Source organism: Streptomyces sp. NBC_00988 (assembly GCF_045162645.1).
Lineage (GTDB): Bacteria > Actinomycetota > Actinomycetes > Streptomycetales > Streptomycetaceae > Streptomyces.
In genome coordinates this window covers 12,085,550-12,101,054 of sequence record NZ_CP108730.1, presented here as the reverse complement: position 1 = coordinate 12,101,054, position 15,505 = coordinate 12,085,550, and the positions used below count along the sequence as shown (strand labels likewise).

The following is a 15,505-nucleotide window of genomic DNA, read 5'->3' as shown; positions in this document are numbered from 1 at the left end:
CCATCTCACGACGGCGATCACCACTGCCTCACGGCTGCCCCACAAAGAAGAAGGTGCTTGAAGGTATCCAGGGATCCCAAGGAGACCGCGGTCCGCAAGAACGGCCTGTACCCGTCCGTCTCCCCCGAGCTGGCCGAGCTGATGAGAACGGGGTGGGCGGACACGGAGCTGCACGACCTGCGCCCCCTGGAACAGGCCCCCTACGCCGCCAAGCGCCGCGCGGCGCTCTCCGCCCGTTTTCCCGGCGAGCGCCTGGTCGTGCCGGCCGGAAACCCCAAGGTGCGCTCCAACGACACGCACTACCCCTTCCGCCCCTCCAGCGAGTACGTCCACCTCACCGGCGACCAGACCCGGGACGGCGCGCTCGTCCTGCGAGCCGCGCGAGGACGGCGGCCACGACGCTCACGTCTACCTTCTGCCCCGCTCCGACCGCGAGAACGGCGAGTTCTGGCAGGGTCGCGGCGAGCTGTGGACCGGCCGCCGCTTCTCCCTCGCCGAGGGCGAGCGGCGCCTCGAACTGCCCTGCCACGACATACGCGAGGCAGCCGAGGAACTGCGCGACGCACCCTGCGTCCCGACCCGCATCGTGCGGGACTACGACGCGGGCCTGGAGGCCGCTGTCGACAGCGACGAGGAACGCGACACCGAGCTGAAGACCGCCCTGTCCGAACTGCGCCTGGTCAAGGACGAGTGGGAGATCGGCGAAATGCGCAGGGCCGTGGACTCAACGGTGCGCGGATTCACCGATGTCGTAAGGGAGTTGGCCACCGCGATCGCCACATCCGAGCGCTGGGTCGAGGGCACCTTCTTCCGCCGCGCCCGCCTGGAGGGCAACCACATCGGCTACGGCTCCATCTGCGCCGCGGGCGAGCACGCCACGATCATGCACTGGGTCCGCAACGACGGCGAAATCCGCGCGGGCGAGCTGCTGTTGCTCGACGCGGGCGTGGAGACCCACTCGCTCTACACCGGCGACATCACCCGCACCCTTCCCATCAGCGGCACCTTCACCCCACTTCAGCGCCAGATCTACGACGCCGTGTACGAAGCCCAGGAGGCAGGCATCGCGGCGGTCGGGCCGGGCAGTACCGGGTCATCGCCCCGGACCTCCGAGGCTTCGGTGCCAGTGAACGTGCCATCGAGGGGTACGACGCAGGCACCCTCGCCGCCGACGCCGAAGGGCTGCTCGACGCACTTGGCGAGCCCTCGGCAGCGGTGGTGGGCATCGACGCGGGCGCCGCCCCCGCCGTCCTTCTCGCGCTGCGCAGACCCGGCCTGGTCCGGCGCCTGGTCGTGATGGAGGCGCTGCTCGGCCGCCTGCCCGGAGCAGAGCACGTCGTCGCGGGTGGTGCCCCGTGGTGGTTCGGATTCCACGCCGTCCCCGGCCTCGCCGAGACCGTCCTGGCCGGCAACGAGGCCCCGTACATCAACTTCTTCCTCGACTCGGGGACGCTCGGGCGAGGAGTACCCGACGACATCCGCGCGGCCTTCGTCCACGCGTACACCGGGAGCGAGGCCCTGCGCTGCGCGTTCTCCTATTACCGGGCCCTGCCCACCAGCGCGCAGCAGATTCAGGACGCTGCCGCGACGGCTCGGCTGACCATGCCCACCATGGCCGTCGGCTCTCACCCCGTCGGCACCGGGCTCGAACGCCAACTCCGTCCCATCGCCGATGACCTGGTCGGACATCACCTCCAGGACTGCGGCCACATCATCCCCCTCGACCGCCCCGACACATTGTTCACACTCCTCGATCCCTTCCTCTCCGCCGATCTGACGAAGTGACCGGAGCGGGATCGAAGGATCACGGACGGCGGTTCGGGCGTTCGTCCCAGCGGTGAGTTGTCCAGGACCGCCGAATTGGGCTGCGCACGGTGATGATTGTGTCGGCGAGGTCGAAGAAGGCGTCAATGACAGTGACGCGACGTTCGCAGCACCGGGCGAGACGGCAAAAGGCGTTCTGCCACGCGTGAGTGCGTTCGACGTGCCAACGCCGACTGACTTGAATAGGCGCCTTCTCCCCCTTTGAGCGAATTCCAACTTGAAGCTACTGGTGGGCGGGCTGGCATGGCACTCGGGGTACTCGCACTGGTAGGGGGTTGTTATCGCCGGGATTGATGGTCTGTCGCGTGATCTATCGGGTGGTCTCTAAGCCTCGCGCTTTTGTGAGCGTGCTCGTCCATGCCTTGATCAAGCAAGTGGAGAGTGCGGCTGACCTGAAATGGCGGTGGCTTACGGTGTTTTCGCAGCCTTCTTCACTCGGTGGCAGCGGCCGTCGGGGCGGCGCGGGAGGAGTTCGCTCAGGAATTCCCAGCGGCCAAGCGGTAGACGCGGCTGGCGGTGGTGTCACGCGCGGGGTCGGCCATCAGGCGAGCACCGCCTCGACGGCGGGGCGGATGACGGAGGGAGCACCCAACTCGCGTGCGAATTCGTGGAGTTCGCCGATGTCGCTGTGTCTGCCCCGGCGCAGGTGGCGGCCGAGCGCGGACAGGGCGCGGGGCATCTACCAATGACGCCCTACGTCGGTTTGCACTGCACCCACGAACTCGCTGCTCCCGAGAGATCACAACACTTGTACGTGAAGTACAAGGAGACGGCGCGCGGGGGCCTCGCGGTGAACATCATCGAATGCTGAAGGTACAGGCCCTGACCAGCGCGTTCTTGTCTTTCAGCGCTGTCAGGGCCTTCCCTGCTTACGCGGCGGAAAGTCCCTGAAAAGTCCCTGAGACAGGCGTGAAAGTCCCTGAAAAGTCCCTGGGATGTCCCTGGCCTGGGACGGGTTCCGAGGCTGGGAGAGAGGGCATCTGGCCAGGGAGTGCGCTTCCTTGAGCAGGGGCACAGCCCGGTTCTGAGGACCGTCGCCGCGGGTGCGGGGAGCACTCCTTCGGCTCGAACGTCCCCGCCGACGGCGGGGGACCATCCCCACGCCCGCGGGGTTGGTCCTAGCGTGCTGTCCGCCACGTCCGAAGAGATCGGCTGCTCCCTGCATCTGCAGGGATGGTCCCTAGTGTCTCGTGATCCCGTCAGCGTTACGTGATCTTGCATGTCTCGTTGCTGTTGGTATGGAGCTTTCCGTGGAACAGGCCGCCGAGTTACGGGAGTTGGCGAACAGTCGGGATGTGCCTGCGGATTTGGCGACGCGGGCGCGGATCGTGCTGTGGTCGGGTGAGGGGCGGCGACGCAAGGACATTGCCGAGTTGCTGGGGGTGTCGCTGCCGACTGTGGACCGGTGGAAGACCCGTTATTCCCAGCACGGGGTGGCCGGGCTGGAAGGCGATCGCCCCGGCGGGGCCCGGGACCAGGTACCGGTACGGGTACGGGCGCGGGTGATTGCGCTGACGCGTATGACACCGCCGGCTGGCACCGGGCTTTCGCACTGGTCGACGCGCGAGCTGGCGAAGTACCTGAAGCGGACCGAGAACGTCACCGTGTCCTGGCACTACATCGCGCGGATCTGGCGCGAGGAGCAGCTCAAGCCGCACCGTAACGGCACCTTCAAGATCTCGAAAGACCCGGCGTTCGCGGAGAAGGTCGCCGATGTCGTCGGTTTGTACCTGGCCCCGCCCGGTGGCGCCGTGGTGCTGTCGGTCGACGAGAAGACGCAGGTGCAGGCCCTGGACCGAACCCAGCCGGTACTGCCGGTGGCCTTCGCGGCCGCCGAGAAGCGCACCCACGACTATGTGCGGAACGGCACCACGAACCTGTTCGCCGCGCTGAATGTCACGACCGGTGAGGTATTCGGCGAGTGCAAGGCGAACCGGAACGGCGCGAACTTCCTGGCGTTCCTGAAGAAAGCCGTTAAGCCGCATGCGGGGAAGGAGATCCATATCGTCCTGGACAACCTGTCCACGCACACCACACCGGAGGTCAAGGAGTGGCTGGCGAAGAACCCGCATGTCCACTTCCATTTCACCCCTGTCGGGTCCTCGTGGTTGAACCAGATCGAAATCTGGTTCGGGATCATCACCCGGCAGTCCATCCGCCGCGGCACGTTCGCAAGCGTCAACGTCCTGGTCAAACAGATCCGCGACTACATCAACTCCTGGAACGAGAACCCGACACCCTTCACCTGGACCGCCACCGCCGACGAGATCCTCGCCAAGGTCCGACTCGTCCAGACCAGCGTGAAGAAACTCGTCAATAACAACTCGAAGTAACGCAATCAGGATCACGAGACACTAGTCCGGGCTCCCGGTAGCCGAGACGAACATGTGCTCCCCGCACTCATAGGTAGGTGGCAATACCTACGCATTACAAGACCATGAGCGATCGTGTTGTGCGGTGCCTCGTCGTGCTGCCCAGTGACGTTCGGCCTGATCAGAGCATGTACGGCCGGTTGTCCTGTACCGCCCCGTGACGCACCGTCCAGAGGCGTCCGGCCACCAAGCGGCCACCAAGAACGCCATGGCCGCAAGCGTTGCCACCGTTATTCACCCGCCACACCCATTGCCGCAACGCCACAAGGCATGGACATCCCCGCACCCAGAGCTCCCCCTACGGATCCGACAAGCATCGACAATGCCAGAGGCAATTCCGTGTCGCTTCCTCTCACAGGCAGATAGTCGACCTAGTGTCTCGTGATCCCGTCAGCGTTACGTGATCTTGCATGTCTCGTTGCTGTTGGTATGGAGCTTTCCGTGGAACAGGCCGCCGAGTTACGGGAGTTGGCGAACAGTCGGGATGTGCCTGCGGATTTGGCGACGCGGGCGCGGATCGTGCTGTGGTCGGGTGAGGGGCGGCGACGCAAGGACATTGCCGAGTTGCTGGGGGTGTCGCTGCCGACTGTGGACCGGTGGAAGACCCGTTATTCCCAGCACGGGGTGGCCGGGCTGGAAGGCGATCGCCCCGGCGGGGCCCGGGACCAGGTACCGGTACGGGTACGGGCGCGGGTGATTGCGCTGACGCGTATGACACCGCCGGCTGGCACCGGGCTTTCGCACTGGTCGACGCGCGAGCTGGCGAAGTACCTGAAGCGGACCGAGAACGTCACCGTGTCCTGGCACTACATCGCGCGGATCTGGCGCGAGGAGCAGCTCAAGCCGCACCGTAACGGCACCTTCAAGATCTCGAAAGACCCGGCGTTCGCGGAGAAGGTCGCCGATGTCGTCGGTTTGTACCTGGCCCCGCCCGGTGGCGCCGTGGTGCTGTCGGTCGACGAGAAGACGCAGGTGCAGGCCCTGGACCGAACCCAGCCGGTACTGCCGGTGGCCTTCGCGGCCGCCGAGAAGCGCACCCACGACTATGTGCGGAACGGCACCACGAACCTGTTCGCCGCGCTGAATGTCACGACCGGTGAGGTATTCGGCGAGTGCAAGGCGAACCGGAACGGCGCGAACTTCCTGGCGTTCCTGAAGAAAGCCGTTAAGCCGCATGCGGGGAAGGAGATCCATATCGTCCTGGACAACCTGTCCACGCACACCACACCGGAGGTCAAGGAGTGGCTGGCGAAGAACCCGCATGTCCACTTCCATTTCACCCCTGTCGGGTCCTCGTGGTTGAACCAGATCGAAATCTGGTTCGGGATCATCACCCGGCAGTCCATCCGCCGCGGCACGTTCGCAAGCGTCAACGTCCTGGTCAAACAGATCCGCGACTACATCAACTCCTGGAACGAGAACCCGACACCCTTCACCTGGACCGCCACCGCCGACGAGATCCTCGCCAAGGTCCGACTCGTCCAGACCAGCGTGAAGAAACTCGTCAATAACAACTCGAAGTAACGCAATCAGGATCACGAGACACTAGGGCTGCTCGCTCTTACCTTCAGGCGACATCTAGCGCGGCCGACAACCGAGTGCCGGGCGCCCCGTGATCCGGTGGGGAAGGCCGCGTTACCAACCGACCATGACGGCGTCCACAGTTGTCGTCACCGTCAAACCGCCGCACATGAAGCTGATGCCAGCCATGGCTCGGCGCTCAGTAAGCCTGGACTCCGCGCCTCATAAAGCGCTCGCGAACGTTCTCGATCAGGTCGGGGTCGGGCACCGGGTTGTCGAGCAGCGGGAAGGGAAGGCCGAGGGCTTCGTATTTCGCGGCGCCGAGTTTATGGAAGGGCAGTACGTCGACCTGCTCGACCGCGCCGAGTCCCGCCACGAAGCCGGCCTGGGCGTCCACGAACTCCAGGTCGTCGGTACAGCCAGGGGCCAAGACGTACTGGATCCGCATGGGGGGGCAGAATATAAGTTTTCGCTCCGCGCAAGTGTCGGCGGACGTCAGCGGCCGATCGTGGGAATCGGGTTCTCCGCGAACCACTGGGCGAGGTAGTCCAGGAAGACCGTGATCTTGCGCTGGGTTCCCGGCCCGGGCCCGTGGATCGCGTAGAGCGGCCGGTCGGGTGCCGCCAGGTGGGGCAGCTGAATCTGGAGGGCCCCGGAGACGAGATCGTCGTACGCGGACCGCTGTGGGAGCAGGGCGATGCCGCGCCCGTGGACGGCCGCCTTCTGCAGGGCGATGTAGGAGTTGGACGAGAAGGCGACGTTGCGGATCTTGTGCAGCGTGGAGGTGGGGCCGTGCCCGATGCGCCAGACCGGGTCGTTGACGTGGACGAGGCAGTCGTGGGCGGCCAGGTCGTTGGGGTGCGTCAGGGGGCCGTGTTCGTCGATGTACGTCTTCGACGCGCACAGGACGAAGGGCAGCGAGGCGATCTTCTTCAGCCGGACGTTGGAGTCCCGGAGGTCCCTGGTGTGGAACGCGAGGTCGAAACCGCCGTCGAGGAAGTCGTAGGTCCGGTCGGACATGCCTCCCAGCTCGAACCGGATCTGGATCTTCGGGTGCGCGGCGGAGAAGGCGGCGATGGCGTCGCCGAGGTCCAGGCTCCCGATCCACTTCGGGCAGATGATGCTGAGCGCGCCCTCCGCCCGGTCGTGCAGGTCCGCGATGTTGGCGTCCTCGGCGTCGATCTCCTTGATGATGCGGGAGGCGAACTCGGCGTAGCGCAGGCCCGGTTCGGTCAGGCTCACCGAGCGGGCCGTGCGGTTGACCAGCCGGACGCCGACCTGCCGCTCCAGCTCGGCGACATGCCGCGACACGAGTGATCCCGACGACCCCAGCGCCTTGGCCGCGCCGCTGAAACTGCCGAGGTCGGCAACGATGACGAAACAACGCATGAGAAGCAGGCGGTCCATGGCGGTCCTCCGGTCGTCCACGGCACCGGTGTCCCTCCGGGCCGCGTCGAACATGGGGCGATGCAGTCGGGCGGAGCCACCTCGCAGGCGGCGAACCCGGACGGCAGACCCTGACGGAGCGGAAGACCGTCAGGGTCACATCGGGCAACACGCCTACCTCGACTATATCGATCTAGTGATCGTAACAGAACCCACTCGCGACCGCGAGGCCTGAGCTGGGAAACTCGGTTCGGCACAGTGCCGGCCTGTGGGCTTTGGCTGAAGCGTGCTCACCGGGAGGGAGGCGGGCCAAGGGAACTCGCCCAGGAACGAGTCAGATCACATCGCGGCAACCAATGAACAACCGGCCTCCTTCGCTCCGTAACAGCAATCTCGGATGCCCAGCTCCGCATCGCCTGCCCTCCCATCCAGAGCAGGCCCTGTCCATGGTCGTGTCCCTCGGCGTGGTGTTGGGGATCAACTGGTGGGCGTGTTCGGGGTGTTGGGTAGCGCGGGAGCGCTTCCGGGGAGTTCGCGGTAGATCTCGCTCATGCTGCCTTCGGGGAGGTAGCGGCGGGGGAAGGCGATCCATTCGTCGTGCATCTCGAAGAGCACGGCGGTGACCAGCCGGATGAGCGCGTCGTCGTTGGGGAAGACCTGGACGACGTCGATCCTGCGCTTGATCTCGCGGTTCACCCGTTCCAGCGGGTTCGTGGACTGGATCTTCTTCCAGTGCCTGGGCGGGAAGTCCGCGAACGCGGTCAGATCCTCCTTCGCCTCCAACAGCATTGCTTTGACCTTGGGGAACTGGGCGCCGAGCATGTCGGCGACGGTGTCCAGCTGAGTGCGCACGAGGCCGGCGGTGGGCTGGGTGAAGATCGTGCGGATCGTCGCGGCGACCATTTCACCGGAATCCCGGTCGATCACGCTGAAGACATTGCGCAGGAAATGAACCCTGCACCGCTGCCAGGCGGCGCCCAGCATCACCTTGCGGACCGCGGCGACCAGCCCGGCGTGCTGGTCGGTGACGACCAGACGGACACCGGACAGGCCGCGTTCACGCAGGGAGCGCAGGAACTCCTTCCAGAACACCTCGCTCTCGCTGTCGCCGACCATCAGGCCCAGGACCTCACGGCCTCCGTCCTCGGTGATGCCGGTGGCGACCACCACGGCCCGCGAGACGATCTGATGGTTCACCCGCGCCTTGCAGTAGGTCGCGTCCAGGTAGACGTAGGGGAAGCGGACATGATCCAGCGGGCGGGTGCGGAACGCGGTCAGCGGCTCGTCCAGCGCCGCGCAGATCCGTGAGACCTCCGACTTGGAGATGCCGCTGTCCCCGCCGAGGGCTTTGACCAGGTCATCCACGCTGCGAGTGGACACGCCGTGCACGTATGCCTCCATGATGACCGCGTAGAGGGCCTGGTCGATCCGGCGCCGTCGCTCCAGCAGTGAGGGAAAGAAGCTGCCGGTGCGGACCTTGGGGATCTCCAGGTCCAGATCGCCGGCCAGCGTGGTCAGCACCTTCTCGCGGTGCCCGTTGCGGACGTTGGTCCGCGTCGGCGTGCGCTCGTTCCACTCCGCGCCGATGTGGGCCGTTGCTTCGGCCTCGATCAGCTCCTGCACCATCCGTTCGGCGATGGCGCGGATGAGCTCGATTCCGTCGGTCGAGCGTAGTGACTCAAGGAGCCGTATCAGTTCAGACTGGGACAGGGCCATCGTGCACTCCTCGTGGTTGAACTGGGCGTTCACCAGGGAGAGTTACGCGATGGCCCGCCTCCTGTTCAGGGAGCGGTACTCACCCGTGGAAGTGCGCCCCGGGCAAACGCCCGCGCACTTCCGGCCGCTGATCCCGTACACCACGACGAGGGACACCATCGCAGTTGGCGTGTGTCGATCTGCGCCAACGCCATCAGGCACACCCACGGCACGGGATCGCGCGGCGCACGACGAGCCGCCAACAAGGCATCGCGTCGCGCCTTGGTCTCGAACTCCGGGGTCTGCGGATGTTGTTGGCGGTGCGCCCGCAACGCTCGCTCGACGGCGACGCGGACACTCATGAGCTGCGCGTCGTAGCTGCCCGGCTCTTCGTCGAGCCAGACGCTGACCACGTCCGACCGGGCAGCCGCCACTGCCAGCAGCTGAGTGCGCGACGTTCGCAGAGCCCAGTGCCCGTCTGTCTTCGACAGCAGATCCCGGGCCGTTCTCCAACGCCCCGCCTCCAGTTCGACCAGGGCCACGCGCAGGTCGTCGTCATGGCCGGCCGGGTGATACACGAGACGCATCAGAGTTCCTCACCACGGACGATGCGACGCCGGCGAGTGAGATCGGGACCGCTCTTCTCATGCGTGCGGACCGTACGAGTTGGCGCTCTCTCTGGAATGGACGTGAGTGTCATCGAGGGCCTTAGACAGGTGGGGGGATGGGGCCGCGAACGGCACGGGTGACGTGCTGTCCGAGCGGCGGGAGGCTGGATACCGAGTCGGCCGTCCTAGAAACGGATCTGGCCGATCATGTTCGCGATGCTCGTCGCGGCCTTGGAGATCGTTGGCGCGATCGATGAACTGGCGAGGTAGAAGCCAAAGAGCGTACAGACGATCGCGTGCGCCGCCTTCAACCCACCCTTCTTGACGAGCAGGAACGTGATGATCGCGAGGAGTACGACAGCCGAGACGCTAACCGCCATGCAGGTCCTCCCTGTTGCGCGCGCCGCCCGACCATGTCAGGGCAAACCAGTGAAGGAGCGTGGCACTGTCGGTGCGTTCTGGATGTCCATCAGGAGGAAGCAGCCACACCGTCGAGCAGCGCGAGTACCCGACCACCTGACTGCCGAGCGCGCATTCCCACAGGCGCCCCGCACGGCACACCGTCTGCGGAACGTGCCACTGGTAGGCCGTTCCCGCTTCAACCGGGATGTGGGTCTGGGCGTGCGCGGGGCAGCAAAGCATGGGCCCGATATGAGGGTCCCCAGTTTCGGGCGCCCTCGACAGCACGTAGACCGACGAGGAGTCCCGCCTGCACGACGTCGACGGGCCCGAGTCGCGGCAGCGGACGTGACGCGAGCTGGATCCTCCAGGGCAGTTCGGTCTGCGCACACGGCAAGATCGACTCCGGGTGGTGGGGTGGCCGTGCCACTGGCGCCGACCGTCCAGAGGCCCCACGGGTGCCATGTGCTCCCGAACGGAGCCCGGATCAGGGGCGGTTCCAATTCGGCCTTGCGAGGCAATCACCGGGATCTCCTGTGCGTGCGGATTCATGGCTGAGCCTCACGACCAAGTAACCGCTCCCACAAGGACGTTGGCAGATCCCCAAGACTGTTTGCTTAGACGCGATTACGCACATACCGAGGGTGATATCACTCCGGCGATTCCGGTTCCGGATAGGCCAAGCACGTCCCCAACTGCGCGTATCACGTGAGTAATACGGGCTGTCAGGGTCCGCCCGTACGCTGACGTACGCAGAGGAGAAATGGGGGTGCGATGCGGAAAAATGCTCGCGTATGCGCCGACTGCGGATGCCACCTGAGCCAGTACAACCTGGAAGACCGGTGCGCAACGTGCTCCCGCGACAGGCGAATGGCCGCACGCACGGGCCCCCGTGTCCCGGACGAGGTCTGGCTCGAACCGGCTATCCAAGTTGCCATCGCCAACTGGGACTTCGGCCTCGCGAGTCGCCTCATCCGCGAACGAGCGGCTCTCCGCCAGGACGACATGGCGCTCATGACCGGACTCAGCCAGAGCTTCCTCTCGATGCTCGAAGCCGGCAATCGCCGCTTGACCAGCCTCGACAAGGCCGCGCGGTTCCTGGAAGGCATCGGAACACCGGAAGCCCTGCTTGCCCCGCCGTTCCGTGAACAGACGCCACCCACGGCTACTGCCGATATGGCGCTTCCAGCGCTCGGCCGCCACGACGCCCGACCTTCGGTGCACCAGATCGCGGATCTGAACGATCTTGCGGCCCATGCCGCCGTACGGTCCCTACAGTTCACCGACGAGATCGCCAAGACCAACGTGAGCAGCGCCGAACTGGAAGGTCTTGAATCCACCCTCACTCAGATCGCCGGCGACTACGTCCACGCTCCACTGCACCGGATCTTCACGGACCTCGTCACAACACGGAATCGTCTCTTCGCGCTACTGAACGGCCGCCAACCCCTGGGGCAGACCCGTGAACTGCATCTCCTCGCCGGCACCAGTTGTCTCCTGCTTGCGCACGCCTCGCAGAACCTCGGCGACGAGGACGCTGCGATCGCTCAGCTCCAAACGGCGTGGACACTCGCGGAACAGGCCGACCACAACGACCTCCGAGCCTGGGTCAAGGGCACGGCCGCCCTCATCGCGGAGTGGTCCACTCGCCGGCAGACGGCCCTGGAATACACACGCCAGGCGGCCCAACTGGCGCACGGTGGGGAGACACGAATCCGGATCGCAGCGATCGAAGCCCGGGCCGCAGCACGCGTCGGAGATCGTTCCACGGCCTTGGCCGCGATGGAGGATCTCCAACATGCCCGAGACCAGCAAGCCGCGCCCGACGCGCTGACCCGCTTCGGAGGCCTTCTCAGCTTTCCCGAGGCGAAGCAGGAGTACTACATCGGGGGAACCTTCGCGCTGCTCGGCGAGCACCAGCTCGCCGAGCAACACGCTTATTCCGCAATCGAGTTGTACGAGAGCGGTCCCGACGAACACCGGTCGTACGGTGACGAAGCTCTCGCCCGCCTCGACATCGTGACCGCGCGCATCGCCGTAGGAGAGATCGAGGGAGCCGGCGAGCAGTTGCAACCGATTCTGGAGCTTCCCGCCGACCGCCGGATCCGGCAGCTCGGCGACGCCATGCGGGCAGTGACTAGGCTGCTGGAAGAACCGCGGTTCGCTCGTAGCCCCGTCGCCCGCGCGCTCGCGGACGCAACTCGCGGATACCAGGCGATCGACACCCGAACGAAAGCTCTCGCTCCATGACCACGACGGTCTCACCCGAGTCCGCGGCCCGCCAGGCCTGCCGGGCGTCAGGCCTGGCAGACCGATCCCTCGTCCAGCTCCACGAACACGCCACCTCCGTGTTCCTTCTCGCCGAAGAGGGCGTCGTCGTCCGCGTCAGCGCGATCTCACAACGGCAGCAGCTCGAAACGGCCGTGGCTCTGACGCGCTGGCTCGTCGACAACGACTTCCCGGCCACGGAACCGTTGGGCGTTCGCCAGCCGGTGGCGTACGAGCCGTACGCCGTGACGTTCTGGCAGCACTACCCGCAGCCCCCGAAGGGTGCACCACCGGCCGAGCATCTGGGCAGCCTGCTGCGCGCCCTTCACGACCTTCCGGCGCCGCCGTTGCCCCTCCCGAAGTACCAACCGCTCTCGACGCTCAAGAACACCGTCGACTCCAGCACCTACCTGACGCCGGGCTCGCGATCGTGGCTGACAGCCCGTAGAGAAGAGCTCCTGGACGCGTACACACAGCTCGACTTCCCGCTGGGCCAAGGACATATCCACGGTGACGCGTATCCGGGAAATACCCTCTGGGCCCATCAGGGTGTCCGCCTCGGCGATTGGGACGAAGCCGCCTTTGGACCTCGCGAGATCGATCTGGCCAATACGTTCCAGGGGGTGCGCTTCGGACGCTCCGCCGAAGAACTCGGCAACTTCAGCCACCGGTACGGATACGACATCAGGCGGTGGCCCGGGCTCCCTGTCCTCTGCGAAATCCGGGATCTGCACACGCTCGGGTCCTACATCCGGCGCGCGGATCACGGGGATTCAGCTGCCGCGCAGCAGTTGTCGTACCGCATCGAGACGATCAGGAACCACGACGGTGAAGCCCGGTGGCGTGCCGCCTGACCTACTCGGCGGCCATCGCCTCCTCAGCGGTCCTGCACGGTCGACAGCAACTCGGTGATCTCGGCCGCGCAGCCCCATGACAGGGTGACGCCGCTCCCACCGTGGCCATAGTTGTGGAACACCGTGATCCCGCTGTCGCGGCGCTCCTCCTCAACTCGGACTTCAGATCGGGTCGGTCGAGCTCCCACTCGGTGTGCGACGACGGGTGCCTTCGCCAATTCCGGCACGATCTCGGCGCATCGGTCCACAATGGCACGGGCCGCTTCGAGATCGTCTCGAAGGTCCCCCTCACCATCAATCGCCGTGCCACCCAGCACGACGGTGTCGCCCTGTGGATAGATGCACAGAAGCTCGGAGGACAGTCCCGTGTCTTCGGAGAAGAACTCCGTGACACCAGGGTTCTCCACCACCACGTGCTGACCACGGATCGGTCGGACACCGGGATCTCCGGCGAGATCGCCACCTCCCAGGCCTGCGCAGTTCACGACCACGGACGCGCCTTCGACCTCGTCCAGCGTACGGATAGTCCGGTGCTGAACTACGCCGCCCGCCCGCTGGAAGCGGTCCAACAGGTATTGCAGATAGACCGGCATGTCGATGAGCGGCACAGTGAACCGGTAGCCGCTCGCGAACCCCGCGGGCAGTTCTTCCGGCGCGCAGGTACGGAAGTCGGGAAGCAGGTCGCTCCAGTCGGGCGCCGGCACCTGGGAACGGGCCGCCTCGATCCCGCTGACCATCCGTACCCCTGTCGAGGGATCTTCGGTCAGAGCCTCGAAGACGCGTAGGGATGCGAGGCTCCATTCGCGCACGCGCCCCCACGGCTCGACCAAGTACGGTCCCCACATCGCGCCCGCCGCCAGCGACGTCACGCCTGGTACTTCCTCTGCCACCAGGCGCACGGGAAGGCCCGCTTCGAGGAGTGCCACTCCTGTCGTGAGGCCGGAGACGCCCGCGCCGATGATGACGATCGACCGATCTGCTGTCATACCCCGACGGTATCCGCTCGGCCAGGACCTGTTCCGGCGTGTATGCGAAGCCCTTCCTCCAGTTCGGGCAGGAACGTCTTGACGTGGGGATTCCGCTGGCGTCGACGCAACTCGACAGCCAGCTGCTGGAGGAGTTCGGTGCTGCGTGGAGACCGAACCGTCTCCAGACGTGCGACGGCGGTGCTCGCGATCTGGCAGGACCGTTCCAACTCGCCGGATGTGCTGTAGCCCAGAGCGAGCCAGGCTCCTTCGAACAGGGCCCTTCGTTGACTTGGATCCCCCTTGCTCACCAAGTGCGCCCCTGTTTCGAGGAATTGCTCACCGCGCCGTACGAAGCGACGCCCGGTCGACCTGTTCCCCTCGTGGACGGCCGATCGCCCCAGGTTGATCATCGAGTAGCCGGTCTGGCATTCCAAATGGTTGGGCGTGAGGAAGTACATCCATCGCGGCTCGACTTCGTTTCCCGAGCGCGTCTCGATCAGCTCGCGTGCGAGTCCGCTGGCTCGCTCAAAGTCCGCCGTATGCCCGGCAGCCGCGTATCCGTGCGCAAGGCGGGACAGGACCGATGCTCGAACGCTCGCGGTCCCACCGCCGCTCGCGCGATGGGCGGCCTCCCCCAGAGTTATCGCGTCCGCGGAGTGGCGTCGGCTGGATGCCTGAAACGACATGTCCGCCAGGATGTGTGCGCACAACTGTCTGTCGTTGACCTGGTGCGCGGCTCGTAGGGCCGTGACGAAGTACCGTTGGGCGAGGCCGTGGTTGGCGGAGTCGAAGGCCATCCAGCCGGCGAGCTGGCCGATCTCCGCGAAGGCACGAATCAACCGGACTGTGGCTTCCGCGGAGAGTCCGCCCTCGTGCAGCAGCAGACCGACCGCCCGGAACTGGGCTCCTACGTAGGGCAGGTGCCGTGCGCCGCCGTTGGCGTCGTCGAGGAGTTGCAGCAACGGCAGGTTCTGCTCCACCTGGGCGACGAGGGGGTCGGACGACCCGTCGTCCGTGATCCGCGGGGTGAACGTACCTTGCCCTGCCGTTCCGTCGAGATACTGCGAGACCGCCGCGAGCAGTCCTGCACCCGAGATGGCCAGGAATCGACGGCGGTCGAGAAGGCCGCCAAGCACCCAGTCCCCCACGATCTGATCAAGTCCTTTGACGCTCCACGGGTGATCCAGGTTCGCGTCCGCGGCCAACAGGAGCGGCGAGTCGAGAGCCTCGCCCTGCCACAGATACTCAACGGAAATCGGGCGGCCCAACTCCTGCGACAGAACATGGGCCGTCATCGCCGGCAGCGGAGAACGAGGTACACCGCCGGAGTCCCGCCAGTGGTACGGGGCGGATTCAGCGACGCTCCCCGCGCCGAACACACGATTCAGCCTTCGAGCAAGAGCCTTGGGGCTCCACCCGAGTTCGTCCAGACACTCCGCCAACACCGCGTTGTGCCTGCCGTTCGTCGCCGGCATCGCCACCTCCTCTCCCTCGGTGCAGCAAAACACGCTTCTGCTCGGGCATTCCCCGTTTGAGCCCAACCCACCAACGCGTCGCGAAGTTGACCGAGTTGACCGCTGGATGGCCTGCACGGCACCCCCACGCATCCG

At 65.9% G+C, this 15,505-nt stretch carries 11 protein-coding genes and 4 pseudogenes; 6 read left to right on the top strand and 9 right to left on the bottom strand.

Going from position 1 to position 15,505, the window contains the following annotated elements; translation table 11 throughout:
- Positions 1–141 precede the first annotated feature (141 nt).
- Positions 142–1,087 (top strand): annotated as a pseudogene (locus OG496_RS54370) (aminopeptidase P N-terminal domain-containing protein); the annotation flags it as partial.
- Positions 1,069–1,785: pseudogene (locus tag OG496_RS54365) on the top strand (alpha/beta hydrolase); the annotation flags it as partial. The pseudogenes OG496_RS54370 and OG496_RS54365, both read left to right, overlap by 19 nt.
- A gap of 19 nt (positions 1,786–1,804) precedes the next feature.
- Here OG496_RS54365 and OG496_RS54360 read toward each other — a convergent pair.
- A pseudogene (locus tag OG496_RS54360) lies at positions 1,805–2,035 on the bottom strand (IS5/IS1182 family transposase); the annotation flags it as partial.
- Positions 2,036–2,365: 330 nt separating this feature from the next.
- Positions 2,366–2,503, bottom strand: a complete 138-nt coding sequence (locus OG496_RS54355) for a hypothetical protein (protein ID WP_405976374.1) — start codon at positions 2,501–2,503, stop codon at positions 2,366–2,368.
- Positions 2,504–3,014: 511 nt separating this feature from the next.
- Here OG496_RS54355 and OG496_RS54350 point away from each other — a divergent pair.
- Both OG496_RS54350 and OG496_RS54345 read left to right on the top strand, forming a co-directional pair.
- Entirely contained in the window at positions 3,015–4,157 is a 1,143-nt protein-coding gene (locus OG496_RS54350; protein WP_405969450.1) for an IS630 family transposase, read from the top strand.
- A 420-nt stretch (positions 4,158–4,577) separates the two neighbouring features.
- Positions 4,578–5,720 carry an IS630 family transposase gene (locus OG496_RS54345; RefSeq protein ID WP_405969450.1) on the top strand — a complete coding sequence of 381 codons (1,143 nt, stop codon included), beginning with the start codon at positions 4,578–4,580 and terminating at the stop codon, positions 5,718–5,720.
- 196 nt (positions 5,721–5,916) lie between these two features.
- Here the strand turns inward: OG496_RS54345 and OG496_RS54340 are convergent.
- The 5 genes and pseudogenes from OG496_RS54340 to OG496_RS54320 form a co-directional block, all read right to left on the bottom strand.
- Positions 5,917–6,168, bottom strand: a pseudogene (locus OG496_RS54340) (pyruvate formate-lyase 1-activating enzyme); the annotation flags it as partial.
- A 44-nt stretch (positions 6,169–6,212) separates the two neighbouring features.
- Entirely contained in the window at positions 6,213–7,124 is a 912-nt protein-coding gene (locus OG496_RS54335; RefSeq protein WP_329257962.1) for a LysR family transcriptional regulator, read from the bottom strand.
- Positions 7,125–7,580: 456 nt separating this feature from the next.
- Positions 7,581–8,819: an IS256 family transposase gene (locus tag OG496_RS54330; protein ID WP_405976882.1), complete on the bottom strand. Its 1,239-nt coding sequence runs from the start codon at positions 8,817–8,819 to the stop codon at positions 7,581–7,583.
- Positions 8,820–8,884: 65 nt separating this feature from the next.
- Positions 8,885–9,385, bottom strand: coding sequence for a hypothetical protein (locus OG496_RS54325; protein WP_405976373.1), 501 nt, complete (start codon positions 9,383–9,385; stop codon positions 8,885–8,887).
- A 206-nt stretch (positions 9,386–9,591) separates the two neighbouring features.
- Positions 9,592–9,786, bottom strand: a complete 195-nt coding sequence (locus tag OG496_RS54320) for a hypothetical protein (RefSeq protein WP_359614555.1) — start codon at positions 9,784–9,786, stop codon at positions 9,592–9,594.
- Positions 9,787–10,675: 889 nt separating this feature from the next.
- Here OG496_RS54320 and OG496_RS54315 point away from each other — a divergent pair.
- Both OG496_RS54315 and OG496_RS54310 read left to right on the top strand, forming a co-directional pair.
- The gene (locus OG496_RS54315; RefSeq protein ID WP_359614557.1) at positions 10,676–12,055 is read left to right on the top strand and encodes a helix-turn-helix transcriptional regulator; all 1,380 of its coding nucleotides are present in this window, start codon (positions 10,676–10,678) and stop codon (positions 12,053–12,055) included.
- The gene (locus tag OG496_RS54310) at positions 12,052–12,927 is read left to right on the top strand and encodes a phosphotransferase (protein WP_359614559.1); all 876 of its coding nucleotides are present in this window, start codon (positions 12,052–12,054) and stop codon (positions 12,925–12,927) included. Before OG496_RS54315 ends, OG496_RS54310 begins: the two co-directional genes overlap by 4 nt.
- 23 nt (positions 12,928–12,950) lie before the next feature.
- Here the strand turns inward: OG496_RS54310 and OG496_RS54305 are convergent, their stop codons facing one another.
- Positions 12,951–13,913, bottom strand: coding sequence for an FAD-dependent oxidoreductase (locus OG496_RS54305; protein ID WP_359614561.1), 963 nt, complete (start codon positions 13,911–13,913; stop codon positions 12,951–12,953).
- Positions 13,910–15,370 (bottom strand): carph-isopro domain-containing protein, encoded by a 1,461-nt coding sequence (locus OG496_RS54300; RefSeq protein ID WP_359614707.1) that lies wholly within the window; start codon positions 15,368–15,370, stop codon positions 13,910–13,912. The genes OG496_RS54305 and OG496_RS54300 overlap by 4 nt, the downstream gene beginning before the upstream one ends.
- Positions 15,371–15,505 lie beyond the last annotated feature (135 nt).